General features: G+C 60.9%; 20 protein-coding genes. 5 read left to right on the top strand and 15 right to left on the bottom strand.

Annotation, left to right across the window (positions count from 1 at the left end):
- Positions 1-27: 27 nt before the first annotated feature.
- From CXQ94_RS05195 to CXQ94_RS05170, 6 genes are all read right to left on the bottom strand, one after another.
- A complete protein-coding gene (locus CXQ94_RS05195; RefSeq protein WP_104087134.1) occupies positions 28-900 on the bottom strand; it encodes a TolB family protein in 873 nt (290 codons plus the stop codon).
- 116 nt (positions 901-1,016) lie between these two features.
- Positions 1,017-1,856: a carbohydrate ABC transporter permease gene (locus CXQ94_RS05190; RefSeq protein ID WP_104087133.1), complete on the bottom strand. Its 840-nt coding sequence runs from the start codon at positions 1,854-1,856 to the stop codon at positions 1,017-1,019.
- Positions 1,849-2,823: a carbohydrate ABC transporter permease gene (locus CXQ94_RS05185; protein WP_104087347.1), complete on the bottom strand. Its 975-nt coding sequence runs from the start codon at positions 2,821-2,823 to the stop codon at positions 1,849-1,851. Before CXQ94_RS05185 ends, CXQ94_RS05190 begins: the two co-directional genes overlap by 8 nt.
- Positions 2,824-3,017: 194 nt before the next feature.
- Complete coding sequence (locus CXQ94_RS05180) at positions 3,018-4,322, bottom strand: ABC transporter substrate-binding protein (RefSeq protein WP_104087132.1); 1,305 nt, start codon at positions 4,320-4,322, stop codon at positions 3,018-3,020.
- 321 nt (positions 4,323-4,643) lie between these two features.
- On the bottom strand, positions 4,644-5,753 hold the full coding sequence (locus tag CXQ94_RS05175; RefSeq protein WP_104087131.1) for a LacI family DNA-binding transcriptional regulator: 1,110 nt from the start codon (positions 5,751-5,753) through the stop codon (positions 4,644-4,646).
- Positions 5,754-5,764: 11 nt separating this feature from the next.
- Positions 5,765-6,991, bottom strand: a complete 1,227-nt coding sequence (locus CXQ94_RS05170; RefSeq protein WP_258066735.1) for an ROK family transcriptional regulator — start codon at positions 6,989-6,991, stop codon at positions 5,765-5,767.
- A 156-nt stretch (positions 6,992-7,147) separates the two neighbouring features.
- Between CXQ94_RS05170 and CXQ94_RS05165 the strand changes: the two genes are divergently transcribed.
- From CXQ94_RS05165 to CXQ94_RS05145, 5 genes are all read left to right on the top strand, one after another.
- Positions 7,148-7,882 (top strand): sugar phosphate isomerase/epimerase, encoded by a 735-nt coding sequence (locus CXQ94_RS05165; protein WP_104087129.1) that lies wholly within the window; start codon positions 7,148-7,150, stop codon positions 7,880-7,882.
- 4 nt (positions 7,883-7,886) lie between these two features.
- Entirely contained in the window at positions 7,887-8,993 is a 1,107-nt protein-coding gene (locus CXQ94_RS05160; protein WP_104087128.1) for a Gfo/Idh/MocA family protein, read from the top strand.
- A gap of 12 nt (positions 8,994-9,005) precedes the next feature.
- Entirely contained in the window at positions 9,006-10,217 is a 1,212-nt protein-coding gene (locus CXQ94_RS05155; RefSeq protein WP_104087127.1) for a Gfo/Idh/MocA family protein, read from the top strand.
- On the top strand, positions 10,214-11,215 hold the full coding sequence (locus tag CXQ94_RS05150) for a sugar phosphate isomerase/epimerase (protein WP_104087126.1): 1,002 nt from the start codon (positions 10,214-10,216) through the stop codon (positions 11,213-11,215). The genes CXQ94_RS05155 and CXQ94_RS05150 overlap by 4 nt, the downstream gene beginning before the upstream one ends.
- Before the next feature lie 103 nt (positions 11,216-11,318).
- Entirely contained in the window at positions 11,319-11,702 is a 384-nt protein-coding gene (locus tag CXQ94_RS05145) for an RNA-binding S4 domain-containing protein (protein WP_181034082.1), read from the top strand.
- 76 nt (positions 11,703-11,778) lie between these two features.
- Here the strand turns inward: CXQ94_RS05145 and CXQ94_RS05140 are convergent, their stop codons facing one another.
- The 9 genes from CXQ94_RS05140 to CXQ94_RS05105 all read right to left on the bottom strand — a co-directional run bounded on the left by CXQ94_RS05140 (position 11,779) and on the right by CXQ94_RS05105 (position 21,494).
- Positions 11,779-12,948 carry an ABC transporter ATP-binding protein gene (locus tag CXQ94_RS05140; RefSeq protein WP_104087124.1) on the bottom strand — a complete coding sequence of 390 codons (1,170 nt, stop codon included), beginning with the start codon at positions 12,946-12,948 and terminating at the stop codon, positions 11,779-11,781.
- On the bottom strand, positions 12,926-14,674 hold the full coding sequence (locus CXQ94_RS05135; RefSeq protein WP_104087123.1) for an iron ABC transporter permease: 1,749 nt from the start codon (positions 14,672-14,674) through the stop codon (positions 12,926-12,928). The genes CXQ94_RS05140 and CXQ94_RS05135 overlap by 23 nt, the downstream gene beginning before the upstream one ends.
- A gap of 30 nt (positions 14,675-14,704) precedes the next feature.
- Positions 14,705-15,748 carry an ABC transporter substrate-binding protein gene (locus CXQ94_RS05130; protein ID WP_104087122.1) on the bottom strand — a complete coding sequence of 348 codons (1,044 nt, stop codon included), beginning with the start codon at positions 15,746-15,748 and terminating at the stop codon, positions 14,705-14,707.
- A 149-nt stretch (positions 15,749-15,897) separates the two neighbouring features.
- Complete coding sequence (locus tag CXQ94_RS05125; RefSeq protein ID WP_104087346.1) at positions 15,898-16,584, bottom strand: response regulator transcription factor; 687 nt, start codon at positions 16,582-16,584, stop codon at positions 15,898-15,900.
- 5 nt (positions 16,585-16,589) lie between these two features.
- Positions 16,590-17,522 carry a sensor histidine kinase KdpD gene (locus CXQ94_RS05120; protein WP_146070233.1) on the bottom strand — a complete coding sequence of 311 codons (933 nt, stop codon included), beginning with the start codon at positions 17,520-17,522 and terminating at the stop codon, positions 16,590-16,592.
- A 111-nt stretch (positions 17,523-17,633) separates the two neighbouring features.
- Positions 17,634-18,668, bottom strand: a complete 1,035-nt coding sequence (locus tag CXQ94_RS05115; protein WP_104087345.1) for an LLM class flavin-dependent oxidoreductase — start codon at positions 18,666-18,668, stop codon at positions 17,634-17,636.
- Positions 18,669-18,728: 60 nt separating this feature from the next.
- A complete protein-coding gene (locus CXQ94_RS22475; protein WP_181034081.1) occupies positions 18,729-18,869 on the bottom strand; it encodes a hypothetical protein in 141 nt (46 codons plus the stop codon).
- A 100-nt stretch (positions 18,870-18,969) separates the two neighbouring features.
- Positions 18,970-19,857 (bottom strand): PmoA family protein, encoded by an 888-nt coding sequence (locus CXQ94_RS05110; RefSeq protein ID WP_146070232.1) that lies wholly within the window; start codon positions 19,855-19,857, stop codon positions 18,970-18,972.
- Between the two features lie 20 nt (positions 19,858-19,877).
- Positions 19,878-21,494 (bottom strand): extracellular solute-binding protein, encoded by a 1,617-nt coding sequence (locus CXQ94_RS05105; protein ID WP_104087119.1) that lies wholly within the window; start codon positions 21,492-21,494, stop codon positions 19,878-19,880.
- Positions 21,495-21,497 lie beyond the last annotated feature (3 nt).

The raw sequence follows: 21,497 nt of genomic DNA, 5'->3' as shown, positions 1-21,497 counted from the left end.
CGAGGGGCCCGGGCCGAGGCTGGGGACCTAGCGGAGCGGGTAGGCGACGATGGCAATCTTGCTGCCGTCGGGCGACCAACTCGGAACATTCATGGTGCCCTGGCCGCCAAACGCCCAGGCGAGATCTCGGATCGCGCCGTCCGCGTCCAGGAGCCGCACCACGACGTCGACGTTTTCTGGGTGGCCCAGCGTGCCCGGCGGGAAACTCACATAGGCAATCCGGGTGCCATCCGGTGACGGATGCGGGAACCAGTTCACGCGTTCGTCAAAGGTGAGTTGCTCGGCGTCGCCTCCCAGAGCCGGCATCCTGAACAGCTGGGCGTGGCCCGGCGTGGTTGAGCCGCGTTCCGAGTTGAAATAGATCCACTGCCCGTCGGGGGAAAACTCGGCGCCGTCGTCGGGGAAATTGTCATTTGTCAGCTGGACATCCAAGCCGCCATTTGATGGGACCGTGTAGACGTTGGTGCGCACCTGTTCGCCGTCCACGGCCAGGCCAATGTAGGCCAGCGTCTCTCCATCGGGTGAAATGCCGTGGAGGTAGTGCCGGAAGGGCGTGTCCTTGTCCGTGGTGACCTGGCGAGTCCCACCACCGGCGATGTCCACGGCGTGGATGTGGCCGTCCTCGCTGGAAACGTAGGCGGTGCTCCCGTCTGGACTCAGCACGTGGTCATTGTTGATCTCGGTGATGCCGTCCAGGTCAACCTCATGGAGGTCCCCGGCGTCGACCGCCAGTTGGAAGAGCCCGCCGTCACCGTTGATGAAAAGCGATAAACCGTCGGGGCTCCAATTCGGGGCCTCAAACAGCAGGGTGTCGGAGGTGAAGCGCAGGGTCGCCTCCGCGGTGTCCACGTCGATCAGATAGAGCTCGGCGCGTTGACTTGCGCGAAGTTTCCTTGCCATTGGCGTCTCCCAACTAAATTGCTGCCCAAAATGTGCCGCGACCCGTGAGCTTTGGCGACTTAGAAGAGTCTAAGCCGCCACAGCTCACGGGTCGCGGAAGGTAGAACGGGTGGGGACTACTTCACGGCGCCTGCGGTCAGCCCGGCCACGAAGTTCTTTTGTAGGAGCAAGAAGCCCACCACAATGGGGATGCTGACCACCACGGAGGCGGCCATGATCTGGTTCCAGTACACGTTGGTCTGCGTCGAGTAGAGTTGCAGGCCCACAGCCAGGGTGCGGTTCGCGTCGGTGGTCATCACCGAGGCAAACAGGACCTCACCCCAACTTGTCATGAAGCTGTAGATGGCGACGGCTACCAAACCGGGCCGTGCCGCGGGCAGGATTACCCGGATCAAGGCCCGCATGGGGCCACACCCGTCAACTTTGGCGGCCTCATCGAGTTCACGCGGGATGCCGTCAAAGTAGCCTGCCAGCATCCAGATGGAGAACGGCAGCGAGAACGTCAGGTACGTGATGATCAGCCCGATGCGGGTTCCAACCAGCTGGACTCCGAAGTTCGTGTTGATGTTGACGAAGATCAGGAACAGCGGCAGCAAGAACAGGACACCCGGCAGCATTTGGGTGGACAAAACGGTGCCCGAAAACAGCGACCGTCCGCGGAATTTGTAACGGGATATTGCGTAGGAGGCGAAAATCGCGATGACAAGTGAAAGGACCGTGGCGGCACTGGAAACGATGACCGAGTTCACGAAGTAGTCGGCCAGCGGAACGGTTTTCCACATGTCGACGTACGGCTGCAGGGTCAGGGTGCTGGGCCACCAGGAGAAGTCGCCCTGAACATCGGCCAGGGGTTTCATCCCGGAGATCACCATGACGTAGATGGGAATGATGGTGAAGATGCTCAGCAGCGTAATGGTGACGATTCTAAAGACTTTGGTGCCGGTAGTTTCATGCACGGTCTTTCCTCCGGTTCATGAAGAGAAGGTAGATTCCGCTGACCACCAACAGGAACAGCAGGAGCAGCACAGACATGGCCGCACCGGAGCCGAAGTTCCAGGTCAGGAACGAGGCGTTGTAGATGTGGAAGGAGATCAAGTCACCGGCCGGGGGTTGGGAGCCGCCAAACAGGACGAAGGGGGTGTTGAAGTCGTTGAAGGTCCACAGGAACATGACCAGAACAAGGACCATGTTGACGGGGCGCAGCAGGGGAAGCGTAATGGACCACCACTGGCGCATCGGCTTGGCACCGTCAACGGCCGACGCCTCGTAAACGTCCGTGGGCACCGACTGCAGTCCGGCCATCAGCATCAGGAAGGCAAAGGGCCACAATCGCCAGATGGCGACAAGGACGACGGCGATGAACGCGTTGTCGCCAATCAACCAGAAGGGCTTGTCGCCCGGCAGGCCGAGGTTGTCGAAAAGCAGGTGATTGAGGGCGCCGCTGTCTTTTTGCAACATGAACTTCCAGGCGATGACACCGGCGTACATCGGCAGGGCGTACGGGATCAGGAACAGTGTCCGGAAGATGGCCCGGCCGCGGAAGGTTTTTTGGAGGGCGACGGCGGCTGCCATGCCAAGCCCCCAGGAAATACCCACCACAAGGATGGTGAAGGCGGCGGTGATGCCGAAAGACTTCAGCAGTCCCAGGCCAACGGCCGAATTGAAGTCTAGTGCGACCTCGTAATTCTTCAGACCAACGAAAGGGGCGTTTCCCCAGTTGGCGATGAACATTTTGGTGAGCTTGAGAAAGCTCATCCAAATACCTGTCACCATGGGGATCACGTGGATGACAAGTTCAAAAATGACGGCTGGGGCGAGCAGCGCATACGGCAGCCACCAACCAGCACGGCGGGGTTTGCGGGGTTGCTTTCCGGTTGCCCCAGCTTCCGGGCCGGACTTCTTAACGGCGGTGGATACAGACACTGCGGACACTCACCTTTCTTTCATGAACAGTTCAGGGGCCAGCGGGCGGGTGCTCAAGGCAACCCGCCCGCCGGTCATACCATGTCGCTTTGCGTCAAGGGCTGTTGGGCCCCAGTACGCCGGGGCTGATGGGCCCACGCCGGCCAGGTTCCTGGAAAATCGCGCCAGCGATTTTCCAGGCCGGCCGGTGGGGACTAGCCTGCCGCTTCGACGGCCTGCTGCGCGGTGGTCAGCGCGGCCTTGATGTCGGCCTTCGAGACGGTTCCGCCGGAGGCAACCGTGGCGAACATCTGGTTCATGGCCTTGCCTACAGTGCTTTCGAACTGGTCCTCGGCGGCAACCAGGGGAAGCGGCTTGGACTTGTTGGCGTAGATGTCGGAGAACGTCTTGGCGAGCTCGGCGTTGTCGGTGAAGCTCGGGGTTACTCCGGCCAGGACGGGCAGGGCGGCGAACGGCTTGTCCAGTTCACCCTGGGTGGCCTCGCTGGTCATGAACTTCACGAACTGCAGTGCAGCGTCCTTGTTCTTGGTGTTCTTGAAGATTGACATGTTGATGCCTGCGACCATGGTGGCCACATCCTTGCCGCCTGCGGGTGCGGGGAATGCCACTACACCGAAGGCGTCATCCTTCATGCCTTGGGAAGCGATGGAGCTGTTGGCGTTGCTCTGGCTCAGCACCATGCCAACTTTGCCTGTGGCAAAGTCGTTGATGGCCTTGGTGGCGTTGTCGTACTGGGCATTGCCGGGGTCAACAACTTTGTCCGTCTGCATCAAGTCCAGGTAGCGGGCGATTCCATCGACGACGCCGTCAGAGGTGAAAGTGGGCTTCCCGGAAGCGTCAAAGAATTCTGCGCCGTTCTGGGCCGCGTTGATGAAAGCAAAGTGTGAGTTTTCCGTGTAGCTGCCTGCTGCCAGGGAAAAACCGTGCTTGCCTCCGGTGGTCAGCTTCTTGGCATCGGCCACCATTTCTTCCCACGTGGTGGGCGGGGTCAGGCCGGCATCTTTGAACATGGCCTTGTTGTAGTACAGACCGTAGGCCAGACCGTAGAGCGGCACGGAGGTGGGGTCCTCTCCGGCAACTCCGCCGGTGTCCATGGCAGTCTTGACGAACTTGTCCTTGCCACCAATCGCGTCAAAGGCCGCAGCGTCGAAGGGCATGAAAGCCCCGGTGGACTGCAGGGATGCAGCCCAGGTGTTGCCGATGTTCAGCACATCCGGTGCCTGCCCGGATGTCACAGCCGTCTGGATGCGAGTCTGAAGGTCGTTCCAGCCGATGACCTCCAAGTTGACCTTGATGCCCGTCTGATCCTCAAACTTCTTCAGCTGCGGGGTAAGAACTTCCTTGTCATTGTCCAAGCTGGTGCCTTGGTTGCTGGCCCAGTAGGTGAGCGTCTTGCCGCTGGAATCATTTGAGCCGCTGTTCGCGCCGCCACTGCAGCCCGTCGCTGTGATTGCAAGTGCCGCGATCGCCGCTGCTGCGGCAAAAGTACGAATTTTCACTTCTTTGACTTCCTTGTCTATGGGAGAGAACCCGGAAAAACTTGTTGGCCATCGCTTCAGGAAATACCCGTAGCAGGACGTGAGACCAAACCTAGACGAACTTATGACGATCGTCAATCAAAAGTTGTCATATTCTTGAAAACTTATGAAGTTGATACATACCGATGATGTTCACTCTGTCAAAGAATCGTTGATTTTCCGGGGCTTCGAAGCCAAAAAAGGCCGTCATTTCAGGGTTGTTCTCACATCGCCAAAGTGAGTCACAGAACTGAACCGGTTAACTAATGTGTCACACGAAAGAGCTCAAAATGGTTGGCGAGTTTAGAAGTGCGCAGCACCCAGGCTTGCGCGGCGTTGGAGAGAACCAGGGGTCATAGCCCTGTCACCTACGGCATGTCCGTCAATGATCCTCAGAAGCAACAATGCCGACTGCTTCCCCAGTTCCGGAACGTCACGACCCAGCGCTGCAACTGGAGGAGAGCTGAACTGACACATGATCGAATCATCCCAGCTGACCACAGATACCTGCGCCGGCACTGAAATGTCTAGTCTCTTCAACCCAGCCAGCCCGCCCATAGCCATCAGGTCATTGCCATAGACGATGGCGGTGGGAAAGTTTTTCGAGCCGGGCACCAGGCCAGCCATGACCGCAATGGTCGCCGCTTCGCCGTCTGGCGCCGTGTAGTCGGAGGCACTTGAGGTAAGTGTCATTCCCAACCTCCACGCATGGGCCGCCAGGGAAGCACTGCGCAGGGTCTCATGGGCTAGCTCCAACGGCCCTGAAATATAGGCGATGTGCCGGTGGCCCAGCTCATGCAACGCCTCCACCACGGTGGCAGCATCCACGGATTGGTTCACAGTCGTGGCCGCGCTGCGGGCAGCCGGCGCTGCGGTGCCGCCCACCTGGACAAAGGGAAGGCCAAGGCGTTCCAACAGTGGTCCCCGGGGATCGTTGCGGGTTTCATCAAAGACGAGCACACCGTCCACCCGACGCTCCCCGGCCCATCGCCGGTACACGGCCAAATCTCTTCGCTCCGCCGGAAATGCCCGCTCGGCGGTCGACCCTTTGACTGCGCCGACCGTAGCCAGCGGACCTCCTCGGGTGCCGCCGTCGGGCGCCACAATACGGAGCATCAGGTTCAGTTCACGTTCACCCAGGACGGCCTCAATGCCAGCTAAAACGCTCATGTAGAACGGTTCCGAGCCGACGTGCTCTGGGTCGCGCAGCAGCACAATGCCAACGGTTTCACTGCGGGCCTGTGACAAGGCGCGGGCGCTGGAACTGGGATACCACCCCAACTCGGCCGCCAACTCCAGGACCCGGGCGCGCGTTGCCGGACTAACGCCCGCCCTCCCGTTGAGGGCATAGGAAACCGACGCCTTGGAAATGCCCAACTGTTGTGCCAGACCTGCGATCGTGACTTTGTCCAAGGGGTCGGTTCCTATAACTGCTGGACCAGATGTTCCACACTGGCGGGGGCCAGCACGTGATCAATCACCATGCGTCCGGCACCAAGAACACCCGCGTGGTCGGCCGCCATTGACTGCACGATCCGCAACCGGGCAGTGGCCAGCGGCAGGGAGCGTTGATACACAATTTCCCGCACACCGGCCATCAAATACTCACCGGCGGAGGACAGCCCGCCGCCAATCACAATGACGGAAGGGTTGAGCAAATTAACGCAAGCGGCCAAAACGTCGCCTAGATCCCGACCCGCCTGACGCATGGCCGCGATGGCGGCAAGATTCCCGCGCCGGGCAAGATCCAGCACGTCATCCCCCGTCTTGGCCGGAACTCCACTGGCCGCCAGGGCTGCCGCCACAGCCGGACCCGATGCCATGGCCTCAAGGCAGCCAAAATTGCCGCAGCGGCACATAATGTCTCCCCCGCGAGGAACCCGCACATGCCCAATATCGCCGGCAGTTCCATCGGCGCCTCGCTGCAGCAGCCCACCGCTGATGATTCCTGCACCAATACCAGTGGCCACCTTAATGAACAGCAAATTCTCGGCGTTCGGCCAGAAGGCAGCACGTTCTCCCAGAGCCATAATGTTCACATCGTTATCCACCAGGACATCCACGGGGAACCGTTGCTGAACATAACCGGGCACATCGAAGCCATCCCATCCAGGCATGATGGGAGGACTGGCAGGCTTGCCCGTGGAATGCTCAACCGGGCCAGGAAGACCAATGCCAATACCCACTAGTTCTCGTTCTTGACGTCCCACCTGTGCGAAAAGCTGGCCGCAAAGATCCAACACAGAGTCCAAAACGGTGGTGGGTCCGGCGGAGATGTCAATGGATTCGCGCAACTCACTTAACACTGTTCCGCTAAGGTCCAGCAGGCCAATCAATACGTGCGTGGCTCCGACGTCGACCGCCAAGATGACGCGGGCCGAGGGTTGGAAGGCAAAGCGCGACGGCGGCCGCCCTCCTGAGGACACCGCCTCCCCTGCCGGCCCTATCAGTCCCGCAGCGCTCAGCGCATCAATCCGAGCAGCCACGGTGGAGCGGGCCAGGCCGGTAACCTCCGCCAGTTCCGCCCGGGTCCGTGCCCGGCCATCACGCAAGAGTTGGAATACGTCTCCTGCTCGTGAACGTGCAAAAGGCTGGCCAAAGGCCTCCGCACCATCAGTGGCGGTTGAGGAAGCGCTTCGAGGTAGGGGCAAACCCGGAGTCTTTTGCATTCACAATAAATAACACACAGGCTTCTATCTGTCACAATCCGTTAGTTTGTGTTTTTGGGCAAACTTTTGCTTGACCATCGTCAAAAGTTCGCCTAACTTGGAGTGGAACACCAATTCGTACCTTCCCAGGAGACCCCAGTGACGTATTCCCTGCAGTTGTACTCTGTTCGCAAGCCCCTCGAGGAAGACCTGGCCGGCACCATCGCCCGCGTGGCAGAACTCGGTTTCACGAAAGTGGAGCCCTATAACTTTGTGGCCACCGCAGATGCCCTCGCCGAAGCGTTCAAAGAGCATGGCATCACAGCGCCGTCGGGTCACGCCCCCCTGCTGAACGCCGACCAGGACGAGATCTTTGCCGCAGCGAACAAGCTGGGCATCACCACAGTCATTGATCCCTACATCTCGGCAGAGAACTGGCAGAAGGCTGAAGACATCCAGAAGACCGCCGCCGGGTTGAATGCGGCAGCTAAGAAGGGCGCCGAATACGGTGTCCGCGTGGGCTACCACAACCATGCCTGGGAGCTGGAGTCCAAGATCAACGGCACCACGGCGTTGGAGTACTTTGAGACACTGCTGGATCCGGAACTGGTCCTTGAAGTGGACACCTACTGGGTCTCCGTGGGCGGGGCTAACGCCGTGGACATCCTGACCAACTTGGGCGAGCGCGTGAAATACATCCACATCAAGGACGGCCCCCTGAACAATGACACCTCGGCCCAGCTGCCGGCAGGGCAGGGTGAGGTCCCGATTTGGGACGTCATTGGCGCCGCAAAGTCCCTGGAAGTCGGTGTGGTGGAATTCGATGACTACGCGGGCGACATTTTCGATGGCATCGCACAAAGCCTGGAATTCCTGAACGCCGGAAAGGCCTGATTTCATGACCAAGACTGGACCTGTCGGTGTCGCCGTCATCGGCGCAGGCAATATCAGCAAGCAGTACCTGGACAACCTGACCACCTTCCCGGACATCAAGGTGCTGGTGGTGGCCGACTTGTTTGAGGAGGCAGCAGCGGCCCGCGCGGCCGAATACGGAATTGAAATCTCTGGTGGCGTGGACGTGGCCTTGAACCACCCGGACGTAGAGATCGTGGTCAATCTGACCATCCCGGCAGCGCATGTGGAAGTTGCCACGGCGGCCGTCAAGGCGGGCAAGAATGTGTGGACGGAAAAGCCGTTCTCGCTGGACCGTGAAAGCGGTCTGGGACTTCTCAAGGAGGCCCAAGCGGCGGGCATGCGGCTCGCCTGCGCTCCCGACACTTTCCTGGGCGCCGGCCTGCAAACGGCCCGCAGGCTGATCGACGCCGGTGAAATCGGCACACCCTTGAGCGCCTTGACCATGTTCCAGTCCCCCGGACCGGAATCCTGGCACCCGAACCCCGCCTTCTTGTTCCAGGACGGTGCCGGCCCCTTGTTCGACATGGCCCCCTACTACCTGACGGCGCTGGTCCAGACGTTTGGCCCCATCGCCAAGGTGGCCGCCGTGGGCTCTACCGCGTTCCCCACCCGCACCATCGGCTCCGGGCCCAAGGCAGGCGAGGTGTTCGACGTCGAGGTTCCCACGCATGTCAGCGCACTGGCGCAGTTTGAATCCGGTGCATCCTCACACAGCATCTTCAGCTTCGAATCCCCCAAGGTCCGCACCGGATTCATTGAAATCACCGGAACTGAGGGGACCATCTCACTGCCGGACCCGAACAACTTCGACGGCGAGATCAAGCTGTGCAAGCGTGGCGAGGATGACTGGAGCACCGTTGATGCGCGCGGTCCGGCCAACGGGCGTGGCATGGGTGTGCTGGACATGGCGCGTGCCATCCGCGCTGGCATCCCGCACCGCGTGCCCGGTGAGCTGGCGTACCACGTGCTCGATGCCATGGTCTCGATCGCAGAATCCGTGGACACCGGCGAATTTGTCACCGTTGAAAGCTCCGCTCCCGCGTCCCCGGCCTTGCCCGTGGACTGGAATCCCACCGAAGCAACCCTCTAGGAATCGACGCATATGACCTCCCCCCAAACCCCGTCAGCTCCACGCCCCTTGGGCGTGGCCGCGATCGGCTATGCCTTCATGGGCCAGGCCCATTCCAACGCCTGGAGCTCTGTCGCCAACCATTTTGACGTTCCCGAATTTGAACAAAAAGTGTTGGTGGGCAGGGACGCCGCTGCCGTTGCTGCTGCGGCGCATAAATACGGCTGGGCCGAATCGGCCACTGATTGGCGGGAGGTCATTGCCCGGGACGACATCGACATCATCGACATTTGCGCGCCCGGCTGGTTGCACGCGGAGATAGCAGTTGCGGCCTTGGCCGCGGGCAAGCACGTTTTGGTGGAGAAGCCGCTGGCGAACACTTTGGAGCAGGCCCATGCCATGGTGGCCGCTGCCCAGGTGGCACGCGCCAACGGCGTCCGTTCCATGGTGGGCTTCACCTACCGCCGCATTCCGGCGCTGGCCTTGGCACGGGAGCTCATTGCCGACGGCCGACTGGGCACCGTCCGTCAGGTCCGCGCGTCGTACCTGCAGGACTGGTTGGCCGACGACCAGGCTCCTATGACGTGGCGGTTGCGCAAGGAAACGGCTGGCTCCGGCGCTTTGGGTGACATTGCCTCGCATGCCATTGACCAGGTTCAGTACCTGCTCAATGACACCGTTTCAGATGTTTCCGGGAGGCTGCATACCTTCGTGAGTGAGCGTCCTGGTCCCGATGGCCCGGAACCGGTAACGGTCGACGACGCCGCCTGGGCCACGTTGTCGCTGGCCGGTGGCGCCGTGGCAAGCGTCGACGTTTCCCGCGTTGCCCTGGGACAAAAGAATGCTTTGCGGGTTGAGGTGTATGGCACAGAGGGGTCTCTGACGTTCAACCTGGAAAACCCCAATGAGCTGTATTTCCTCAATGGCACCGAGCCTGTCAATGTCCAGGGTTTCCGACGCATCCTGGTCACCGAACCCGAACATCCCTATATTTCCGCGTGGTGGCCGCAGGGTCATGTGCTTGGTTGGGAACACAGCTTTACCCACCAGATCCGTGACTTCCTCCTCGACATTGCCAATGGCACGGACCCATCGCCGTCGTTTGAGGAAGGACTCAGTGTGCAGCGGGTGCTGTCGGCCATCGAAACATCCTCCGCCGCGGGAGGGGCCACCGTCCCGGTTCTCGAAGCTGCCGAAAATGTGGAACACGCCGCAAAACCCGAGTCTTCCAGGAGTTTTTCATGAGCCGTCCGTACACCTTGTTCACCGGCCAGTGGGCCGATCTCCCCTTTGAGGACGTGGCCCGCCTGGCCGCAGATTGGGGCTACGACGGCCTGGAGATCGCCTGCTCCGGAGACCATTTGGACCCCTGGCGCTGGGACGAGCCCGGCTATGTATCCGGCAAACTGGCAGTACTTGAGCGTTACGGCCTGAAGGTGTGGGCCATCTCCAACCACCTCAAGGGCCAGGCCGTGTGCGATGACCCCATCGACTTCCGCCACCAGGCAATCGTGGGAACCAAGGTGTGGGGCGACGGCGACCCCGAAGGTGTGCGCCAGCGCGCCGCGGAGGAACTGAAGCTGACGGCCCGCCTGGCCCAGGCCCTGGGTGTGAAGACCGTGGTGGGCTTCACCGGATCCTCCATCTGGCAGTACGTTGCCATGTTCCCGCCGGTGCCGGAATCCGTGATCGACGCCGGCTACCAGGACTTCGCCGACCGCTGGAACCCCATTCTGGACGTCTTTGACGAATGCGGGGTGCGCTTCGCCCACGAGGTTCACCCCTCCGAAATCGCCTACGACTACTGGACCACCGTGCGTACCTTGGAGGCCATCGGGCACCGTGAAGCGTTCGGGCTGAACTGGGACCCCTCCCACTTCATGTGGCAGGGCATTGACCCGGTCTCCTTCATCTGGGACTTCAAGGACCGGATTTACCACGTTGACTGCAAGGACACGAAGCTGCGCCCCACCGGCCGCAACACCGTCATGGGCTCGCACCTGCCGTGGGGGGATCCGCGCCGCGGCTGGGACTTCGTCTCCGCCGGACGCGGGGACGTGCCTTGGGAATCGTCCTTCCGCGCCCTGACGGCTATTGGCTATGACGGCCCCATCTCCATCGAGTGGGAGGACGCCGGGATGGACCGGCTGCAAGGCGCCCCCGAGGCACTGGCTGCGCTGAAGAAGTTCGACTTTGCGCCGTCGGCACTGTCCTTCGACGCGGCGTTCAGCAACCAAGGCTAGCCCCCGCACCCTCGCCGAACGGGGAGTAGTTGTTGATGATGGACGGCAACATCAACAACTACTCCCCGTTCGAGCCTGACCCGGCGCTAGAGTTGATTCCATCATGAGCATTCCAAAAGCTGCCCCCGCCTCGGTCCGCATCGACGCCTGGCTGTGGGGCATCCGCGCCTACAAAACCCGTTCCATGGCGACGGCGGCCTGCCGTGCCGGGCACGTGAAGCTCAATGACGTCAACGCCAAGGCCTCACATACCGTGGTTCCCGGTGACACCATCCGTGTCCGCCAACCCGGCTACGAGCGCATCCTTGAGGTGCGCCGCCTCATCAACAAGCGAGTGGGCGCCGAGGCTGCCTCGCATTGCTTCACCGATCACACCCCTCCCCGGCCGGTGCTGCCGGCGCTTGGCCTGCCACAGCGCGACCGCGGCACCGGCCGCCCCACCAAGAAGGACCGCCGGGATATGGACAGGCTCCGCGGCGAAGACTGACGCGCCATGTTAAGCCAAGCTGCCGCCGTCGTACTGAAAAAAAGTACGACGGCGGCAGCTTGGCTAAGAGTTCAGCTCAGGCGAGCACTGGGACCGGAAGCAGCCATCCCCTATCCGGCTTGATACCTACGCTGACGGTATCCATCGGCTCAAAGATGTCACTGACCGAGGGGTCGGAGACCAGGGCAACAATGCTGCCTGTGTCGGTTTCCACCTCATACTCGACAGACTCACCGTGGAAGATTGCACTCAGCACCCGGCCCACTTCACCGTGGACGGTGTCGGCAGCGGGGTTGGGGGTGAGCAGCACCGATTCGGGCCGCACCATCAAGAGGACCTCCGATTCCAAGTTGACGTCTTGATGCACCTCAACGTCGCGTTCGCGCCCCAGGGCGAACACCCGTGCCCGGCCGTTGACGGGGTCGGTCAAGACCGTTGCATCCAGAAAGTTCGCCCGGCCAATGAAGTCCGCCACGAAGATGGATGATGGCCGCCGGTAAACACGATCGGGTGTATCGATTTGTTCAATCCGCCCCTGGTTCATGACAACAATGCGGTCCGAGAGTGTCATGGCCTCGTCCTGGTCGTGCGTGACGAAGACGCTGGTGATGCCAAGGCGTTTCTGCAGGCGCCGGATCTCATTGCGCATTTGCACGCGCAATTTGGCGTCCAGGTTGGACAACGGCTCATCGAACAACAAGACCTTGGGACGCATTACCAGGGCTCGAGCCAGGGCGACTCGCTGCTGCTGCCCGCCGGAGAGCTGGTGCGGTGCCCTTTCGGCGTAGGGCATGAGGTTCATGATGGTCAGGGCCGTATCGACTTCCTCACGCAGCCTCTTCTCCGAGGTCTTCTTCAAACGCAGACCGTAGGCCACATTCTGGCGCACGGTCAAGTGCGGAAACAGTGCATAGGACTGGAACACCATGGACATGGGGCGCTTGTTGGGCGCCACCGAGACCATGTCCACCCCGTCCACGCTCACATGCCCGGAGGACGGGGTCTCAAAGCCGGCAATCATGCGAAGCGTTGAGGTTTTTCCACAGCCCGACGGGCCCAGCAGGGTTACGAACTCCCCCGCTTTGATGTGCAGATCCACTGCGTTGACGGCGATTGGATCATCTGCCCGGGTACCGTACCGCTTGGTCAAGGCGGCAAGGGTGACCTGGCCGCTTTCCTGGCTTGGTGCGAAGTCGCTGGCGTCGACGGGGGCAAGAATTTGGTCAGCGGCGGTGAGATTGTCCACGGAAGACCACCTTTCGGATGATGACGTTCAGAATGAGAATGACGGTGAGCACGATTCCGATCAGGACGGTGCAGTAGGCAAAGGCGTTGCCAAACCGGCCCGAATCAACTTCGGCGAGGATCTGCGAGGTCATGATCTTGATCCCCGGGGTTGTCAGGAAAATGATGGGCGACAGCGTGGTCATGGATCGGGCAAAGGCAAATGTCAGACCTGTCAGGAGCGCCGACTGGATCAGGGGCAGGGTGACCTTGCGGAAGGTGGTGGCCGAATCGGCGCCCAGGGAGGTGGAAGCCTCCTCGATGGCCGGATGAATTTGCTGCAGGGCAGAAACTGCCGCGCGTTGCCCCGACGGCAGGGACCTTGCAACGTAGACCATCACGATCGCCACGGCTCCGGCAAGGATCGCCGAGCCGCCGGCCAACGCCGGAAATACTTGCAGGCCGAAGATTTTCATGGGGGTGTTGTAGCTGATCAGGTAACCAATACCCAGCACCGTGCCGGGAACTGCGAGCCCCAGCATGCCGACAAAGTCAATCAGCCCGCTGGCCCGCTTGAGTTTGCGGACCACCAGCCAGCCGATCAGCATGCCGAGCAAGCCTGCAATGGGGGCTGCGATCAGCGCCAGAATGGTGGTGTCAATCATGGCCTTGGAGCCCAGTCCTGCCATCACGAACTGGTAGTGGGCCAGGGTGAATTCATTGTTGACGCCCGGGACCTTCAGGAAGCCTCCCGCCAGGACCGTGACGTAGATGGAAACGATCAGCGCCGCCAACAGCCCAACGATAGTAAGGATGGGAATTCTAATGCTGGGGGCAGTGATTTGTTCGGTTGCCCCGGCTGGCTTTCCGGTGATTGATACCACCGACTTGCGGGATACCCAGTAGCGCTGCACCAAGAAGACCAGCAACGCGGGCAGCATGAGGGTTAGGGAGTAGGCGGCACCGGCTTGCATGTTGAATTCGCCGGTGACGGCCAGGTAGGCCCGGCTGGCCAAGACCGTGTAGTCTCCGCCCAAAACCAACGGGTTGGCCAGGTCGGCGATTGACTCAACGAACAGCAACAGGAACGATCCGGCCAGTCCGGGGACCAGCATGGGAATGGTGACTGTGAAGAAGACTCGCAGCTTGCTCGCACCCAGGCCCGCGGCCGCCTCGTCCAGCGAAGGGTCCAGGCTTTCCAGCATGCCCCGGATGTTCATATAGGCCACGGGAAAAAATGACAACGAGAGCACAAGGGTCAACCCGGGCAGACCGTAAATGTCGGCCTGCCAGCCAAAGATCCCGTTGGTAATGGCGCCATTGCGGCCGAAAAGAGTAATCACTGCGGTTGCCACCGCGAACGGCGGGGCCACAATTGGAATCATGGCCAGCAGGTGCAGTGCCCGTTTTCCTCGGAATTTGATCTTCACCTGTGCATAGGCGAACAGGAATCCAACCAGGGTTCCGCTCACACCCACCACTAGACCAAGCAACATCGTGTTGCCCACGATGCGGTGGTTGACGGGGTCGGAAACGATTCGGCCAAGGACTTCAAGACCCTTGGGGCCAAAGGCTGAGGACAACAATCCGAAGAGTGGAAAACCGATGATCAGCAGCAAGATAGCGCAGACGATGGTGGTCAGCACTATGACGGCGGGATCTTTGGCGCCCTTGCCTCGCCGCTTGCCGGGAGTGCGTACGCCCCGGGCCTTGTCTGAGGCGGGGGATTCTAGAAGTGGAATAGCCATGGTGTCCTTTCGGCTCGCAATTGGTCCCAGTTACTTCTTGGGCGCCGGAGCGACTTCCTGATCAAACCTTGCTGTCAGCTCGTTCCTGGCCTCACCCATCTCACGGATATTGCCATTGAGCATTTTGATCTTGGAGGTGTCCACCATGTCCTTGGTGATGGTTGCCTCGGGGTTGGTGGGCAGGCTGTAGCTTCCCACGGTTGCCGCAAGGTCTTGGGCCTGCGCTGTGAGTGACCATTCGATGAACTTCTTGGCAGCCTCGGGATGCTTGGCATTCTTGATCAGTGACACGGCACCAACCTCAAACGTGGCGCCTTCCTTCGGGAAAGTGGTGGTCAGCTGTGTGAAACCCTCGTTGATGAATTTCTGGCAATCTTGGGCAAAGATCACGCCTACACCAACCTCGCCACGGCCTGCCATCTGGCCCGGTGCGCTGCCACTCTTGGAATATTGCAGCACGTTGCTGTGCATCTTCTTGAAGTAGTCGATCGCCGCGTCCTGGCTGCCGTTGTTGAGCATGACCTGGCTCCAGAGCGCCTGGTAGGCGGTGCCCGAGGTCCCTGGGTGGGCCATGGCCACGTTCTTCTTCAGCTTCGGGTCCAGCAGATCCGCCCAGGATTCAGGGGCGGCTACGCCCAGCTTGCCCATCACGTCATTGTTGGAGCAGAAGCTCAGGGCACCCGAGTAGATTCCGGTCCAGAACCCTTCCGGGTCCTTGTATTCAGCGGCAATCTTTGAGGCATTTTCGGGTACAAACTTCTCGATCAGACCCTCCCCTTCAGCCGCAATGTGGCCGTCCGCACCGCCACCAAACCAAGCGTCGAATTCAGGGCTTCCCCCTGCCGCGGACAAACGTGCCACGGCCTCTCCCCCACTGAGCCGCACATAGTCTGCCTTGATGCCAGAGGCTTTGGTGAATTCTGCGGCCACCAGCTGGCACCAGTCCTCTTGGGGGCTGCAGACAAAAGTCATGGACTGATCGCCGGATACAGCATCGGCGCTGGCACTGCAGCCTGTGAGTGCGATAGCACTAATGGCGAAAAAGGCTGCTGCTTGTTTTACGTACCGTCGCATGGAACGGCTCCTTTAAGGGCGAGTGCACGTCAGTGTGCACGATCGGAATTCGCAGGTTAGTGCGGGTGATGAGTTAAATCTAGGCAAGCAATCGACTGGTTTTGGTCACGGTGCGCACACGAATGGTCACAGTACTGTGACCGTCGGCACTAGACGTTGAGGCGGTATCCGGTTCCCCGGACGCTCTCAATGTGTTCGCCAGCTCCGGGGACAGCCGATTCAAGTTTGTGCCGCAACCTATAGACGGCCGTTTTGAGCATCTGCCGCCCACCCAGTCGGTCGGCATCGCGCCACCCGGCAAGCAGCAGCTGGTCGAATCCCAGTGACTTTCCTGGCTGGGAAACCAGTGCGGTGAGCACCTTGAACTCATTGGGGGTCAGCAGAACGCGTGCCGTGCCAACACAAACACAGTCGCCGGCCGGATCGAGCTCAAAGGGTCCTGCCGCAATGACTTGGCTCTGCTCGGGCGCCCTGCGGACCAGGCGCTGCGCACGCAAGGCCAGTTCCCTCGGATGGAATGGTTTGACCATGTAGTCATCCGCCTCGGCCTCGAGCCCGGCAATGCGGTCGGCACTCTCGCCCTTGGCGGTCAGCAGAATCACCGGAATCTGGGTGCTGGCCTTGATGCGGCGACACATGGTGATTCCGGAAACGCCCGGGAGCATCACGTCCAGGACCACCAGGTCCGGGATGGTGTGACGCAATGCCTGCCATAGGGCCTCGGCGGAACGGAACGACTGGTAGATGAAGCCTTGCGTTTCCAAGGCAAACGTCACGATGTCAAGCATGGCGGGCTCATCGTCAACAACAAACGCCAACGGCGGGCTGGTGTCCATGGTGTTCACTCTTTCAAGGGGAGGGTGAACATCATTGTTGTGCCCCCGCCCGTAATAGTGTCAACAAAGATCCGTCCACCATGCAATTCAATGACTTGCTGGGAGATAAAAAGCCCGATTCCTGTCCCATTGCCCAGCGGCCTGCCACTGGAAAAACGGGTGAAGAGCCTGTCCCGCTGCTGCTCGGTCATGCCCGAACCGCCGTCGCTGACGGAAACCATCAGCTGCCCTTCTCCGGCCGTCACCCGAATCTGCACGGCGGTGCTTTCATGGTTGCTGCGTGCAGCGTTCATGACAAGGTTGGTGACGACCTGCCGAATTAGTTCGGCATCTACGTTGGCACGCACCGGCGCGCCCGGGGCGTCCAGCACAATTGGCGCATCCGTGACATGCACCAAATCCTCAACTATGTGGCGCATCAAGGCCCGCACATCAACAACGGTGGGCCGTACCTCAAAGACGCCCGCTTCAATCCTGGCCTGGGTCAACAGTTGTTCAGCCAGGTTCGACATTCGCTCCGAGTTGTCAAGGATCCGCGCCACGAAAGCCTTCTGTTTTGGTGTCAACGGTCCGGGCCCCTCTTCTGCCAACAGTTCCGCAGATCCGCGAATCACGGCCAGCGGAGTGCGAATCTCATGGCTGAGCATGGAAACTTGGTCCGCCCGGCGAGATTCCATGCGGCGCAGGTGGGAGTTGGTGACCAAGTCAATCCGCCGCCGTCGGACCAAATTGTACGAAGCACCGAGAGCCAGCACCGCTGCAATCACGGCAAGAGTTTCGCTCCAGACTGACCAGCCTTGCACCTCGACGAAGATGGAAAGCACCAAGGTGAGCACTGCCAGTAGCGCGCAAACAAGGGGAACAATCCCTACGGCGCGCCACAGCTCCACACTCACAAAGGTGTTGCGCGGATCACTGTTTTCGGGTTGGTGGAGCACCACGACATTCTATCCACTCCCGCCCCGGCCCTGGCGCCATCCCCAAGCCAAGCCCCGCCGTCGTACATCCACGTACGACGGCGGTCGCCGGGTTCAGACGGTTCTACTGGGTTACGCCGTGGCGGGTTTCCAACCGATCGCCGGGGCGATGTACTTGGCGATGTTTTCAAGCATCTTGGCGTTGTAGTCAACGCCCAGCTGGTTGGGGACAGTGAGCATGAGGGTGTCCGCGGCCTGTACTGCTTCATCGGCCGCAAGCTCGGCGGCAAGGTCGGCAGGGTCACCCATGTAGCTCTTGCCGAAGCGGGAGATGAAGCCGTCGATCATGCCCACCTGGTCCTTGTTGTCGGCCTGGGCGCGCAGGCCAAAGTACATGCGGTCGGTGTCGTCCACGATGGGGATGACACTTCGGCTCACCGAGACGCGCGGGGTGAAGTCGTGCCCGGCCGCCGCCCATTCGTCGCGGAAAAGTTGGATTTGTTCAGCCTGCAGCTGGTCGAACGGCACACCTGTGTCCTCGGTCAGCAGCGTGGAACTCATCAAGTTCATGCCTTGCCGGGCAGCCCAGATGGCGGTGCTACGCGACCCCGCACCCCACCAGATGCGCTGCGCCAGACCCGGGGACTGCGGTTCAATGCGCAGCAACCGTTCGCCCCCCACGTACGCATGTTCGCTGGGTTCAGCTACACCGGCACCACTGATCGCATGGCGGAAAGCGGCGGTATGACGCCGAGCCATGTCGGCAACGGTTTCACCGTCCTGCGGGTAGTAGCCGAAATCGGCTGCACCGTTGGCGGCGGGCTCGGGTGATCCACGGCTCACACCGATCTGCAGCCGGCCGTCGCTGATCAAATCGGTGGCGGCAGCCTGTTCGGCCATATACAGCGGGTTCTCATACCGCATGTCAATGACGCCGGTGCCGATCTCGATCCGGCTGGTGCGTGCGGCAATCGCTGCCATGAGCGGGAACGGTGCAGCCTGCTGCCGGGCAAAGTGGTGCACCCTGAAGAAAGCACCGTCAATGCCCAGCTCCTCGGCGGCAACAGATAAGTCAATGGCTTGGTGGAGAGCGTCGGCGGCCGAGTTGGTTTGCGAACCGCGGCCGGTGCCGTAGTGCCCGAAGGAAAGAAATCCAATTCGTTTCATGGTGGGCACAACGCCATCCAAGCAACGGCTATTCCATGCGTATGTATCTACATGGCGGAATTAGTGTTTTTTGATGTTTGCCACGGGATCGGCCGACTCATCGGCAGCACCCTTAGCCTTCTTTTCGGCCCGCTTAGCCTTGATGGCATGGCCCTTGTCCATCTTCTTGTGTTCGTGATGGTGTGGCTGTTTGTCAGGCATGTCCAACTCCCCTTACAAATACTTCAGCGTCAACCCGGGCCGTTCGGCCCAAGTCGCCCCGTCTTGAACGTTACGCTCATTTCCGGCGTGGCAGTAGGGCCTAGCCCGTAACCGTGACGTCATAGCTTGCCGCAAACGTTTCGCCCGGAGGAAGCTCGAACTCCTCGTGGAAAAACGGCGCCGGTCCCATGCCTGGATAGTCCGAGGTTCGCACAAACCAAGGAGGGCCGACGTCGGCTCCTAGACCGCGGTCCACCATCATGACGGTGGACCGTTCGCCGGAGTCATGGGTTCCGGTGAAACTCATCCACGGCGCACGCATGCCAAGCAGTTCTTCGCCTCCTTCACCTGCTTGGGTGTGCACGGACCCGCCAAGGAAGGATCTGGGCGCACGCCAAAAGAGTCCGCCGTAACCGGCGTCGGGCCTGCCGCGAGTTGTGGGTGAACCCAGCCGAATGGCGCCGGCGCTCACGTTGCGTAGTTCGGTGGCGAAATGCAGTCGCCACCTTGCCTCATCGAGCACGGATGCACTGATGCGGCGTACCTCAGTCAAGAGCACCGCGCCCGCCTGACTCACCCAATCAAGCTCCTCCACGAAGCTTGGCCCACCCCTGTCACCGGCGACTGGGTCGAAAGTGCTAAAACGCCTGTGGCGTTGACTTCCGTTGTTGGCAAGCTGCACATAGCCCCGGCCAGGCAAGTAGCTGGGCCCGCCCCAAAAATTCTCACCGCCAACCACCGGGAGCGCGAAGGACAGGCCCTGATGCCAGGGATGGTCGGCGGGGCCAAAATCGGTCACGACCATCCCGGCAAGGGTCCGCAAGGGGTGGAAGTATGGCCGCGGGGAATCCTGCTGCTTTCCCCGCGGCCTGTAAACGTACTCGGCCACAGTGACCTCGCCGGCAACCAGGCTGAGGCGGTCGCTACCGTTACCTGTCAGGCGCATGGCTCCGTGGAACTGGTCCTGTGTACCCTGGGGAGAGTTCACGTGTCGAGTACCTATTCTGTTTACTTGTTGGCTGCCAAGGCATCCTTGTACTCGGTAGCAATCTGATCGCCACCGCTGCTCTTGTACGTCTTAACTCCGGCCGCCCAGTCGGCGACGGGCTTGCGGCCCAGGACGATGTCCAGCTCGAGGTTCTTCAATGCGGTGTCCAGGGCAGCTCCGCGGCGGGACTGGGCGTTGGAGAACAATCCCGTGGCAGCGTTGCTAACGGCCGTCTCTGTCACCGCGAACTCAAACTTTTGGTTTGCCAGCAGCACGTCCTTCAGCGGGGAGAAATTGGTGCGCGGCGGTGCGCTGAGGTACCCAAGACCCAGGGCTCGTTCGGGGCCGGTGGCCGCTATTGCCTTGGGGCTGCCGTCCACCATGTTGTAGTGCACGCCCTCAACCCCGTAGTTGCGGAAAAGGTATTCCTCGGTGCCGAAGGGGGTTGCCATCCAGTTGGCCATGCTCAGAATCGTCTTGACACGGTCCTTGTTGGCTTTGGCGATGCCGACAATACTGTGGTTGGGATCGCCAAGCCAGGCGGTCCCGGTCTGTCCTGACGAGAACCCGGGGACGGTGACGCCTTGGGCATCATAGGCTCCCGAACCTTCGGTCTTAAGCGTTGACCAGGCGCTGAGCGTGAACCAGCCGAAAGCCGATGAGCCCGCTTGGATCCAGTTCTTCTGGCGGTCGTTGGGTGTGGTCGCGGCGTCTGGATTGATGAACCCCGCCTCAACAATCTTTCGGGTCGCTTCGAGGGCGTCTTGTTGCGCCTCATCGCTCACAGCACTGGTGAGCACACCGTCCTTCTCGGTCCACTTGTTGCCGATGCCATGCATCTGGCGAACATAATCAAGTGGAATCGAGGCGAGGGCCCACTTGTTCTGGCTTGGCTCGGTTAGTTCCTTGAGCTGGGCGTAGAACTCCTCATAGCTCGCCGGATCCTTGGTGATGCCCTTGGCGGCAAGCAAGTCCTTGCGCCCGTACATGACCCACGTGTTCTGCGTGCCACGCGAAATGGGGAGCGCATAGATCCGACCGTTGAACACGGTCCCCCGCCAGGATTCCGTTGGAATGTTGGCAAGGAAAGGATAGTCATTGATCGCGTCCCCAGCCAGGTGCTCGGACAGGTCAAGGGCGGTGGCCTTGAAAAGTTCAGGCTGGGATGGCGTGTCTGGCAGGACGGTGAAGAAATCGGGCATCTCCCCACCGGCGGATACCGTGGCGAATTTCGCGGCGTAGTCTGCGCCCGGAGCAAAGCTGGGGCGGTACGGTGATCCCAGACGTTCGTTGACCTGTTGCCAGTACCTATTGGACTCGAGCGCCGGTGGCGTCGCGTCGGCCAGCGTGAGGGCCGTAAAGGGGTTGCCGTCACCGGGGATGGCGGAAATGACCTTCACCGGGTTCGCCGGATAGCGGAAGAAGACATCCGTGGCGCGACCTGCGGCGCCGGGACTGTCCGCGACCACTCCCTTGAAGGCCGTGTAGCTGGGCAAGATACCGGCGCCCTGTGCGGACACGGCAGCGCTCTTGCCGCCGGAGGAGCACGAGGACAAGGTGGTGGCACCCACGCCGGCGAGGACCGCCGCAGAAATTGTACTGCCGAGGAACGAGCGTCGAGAGAAAGAGGTTTTCACGAA

Source organism: Arthrobacter sp. GMC3 (assembly GCF_002929305.1).
Classification (GTDB): domain Bacteria; phylum Actinomycetota; class Actinomycetes; order Actinomycetales; family Micrococcaceae; genus Specibacter.
The sequence above is the reverse complement of the archived record's forward strand: the minus strand, read 5'-3'. Positions and strand labels throughout refer to the sequence as shown.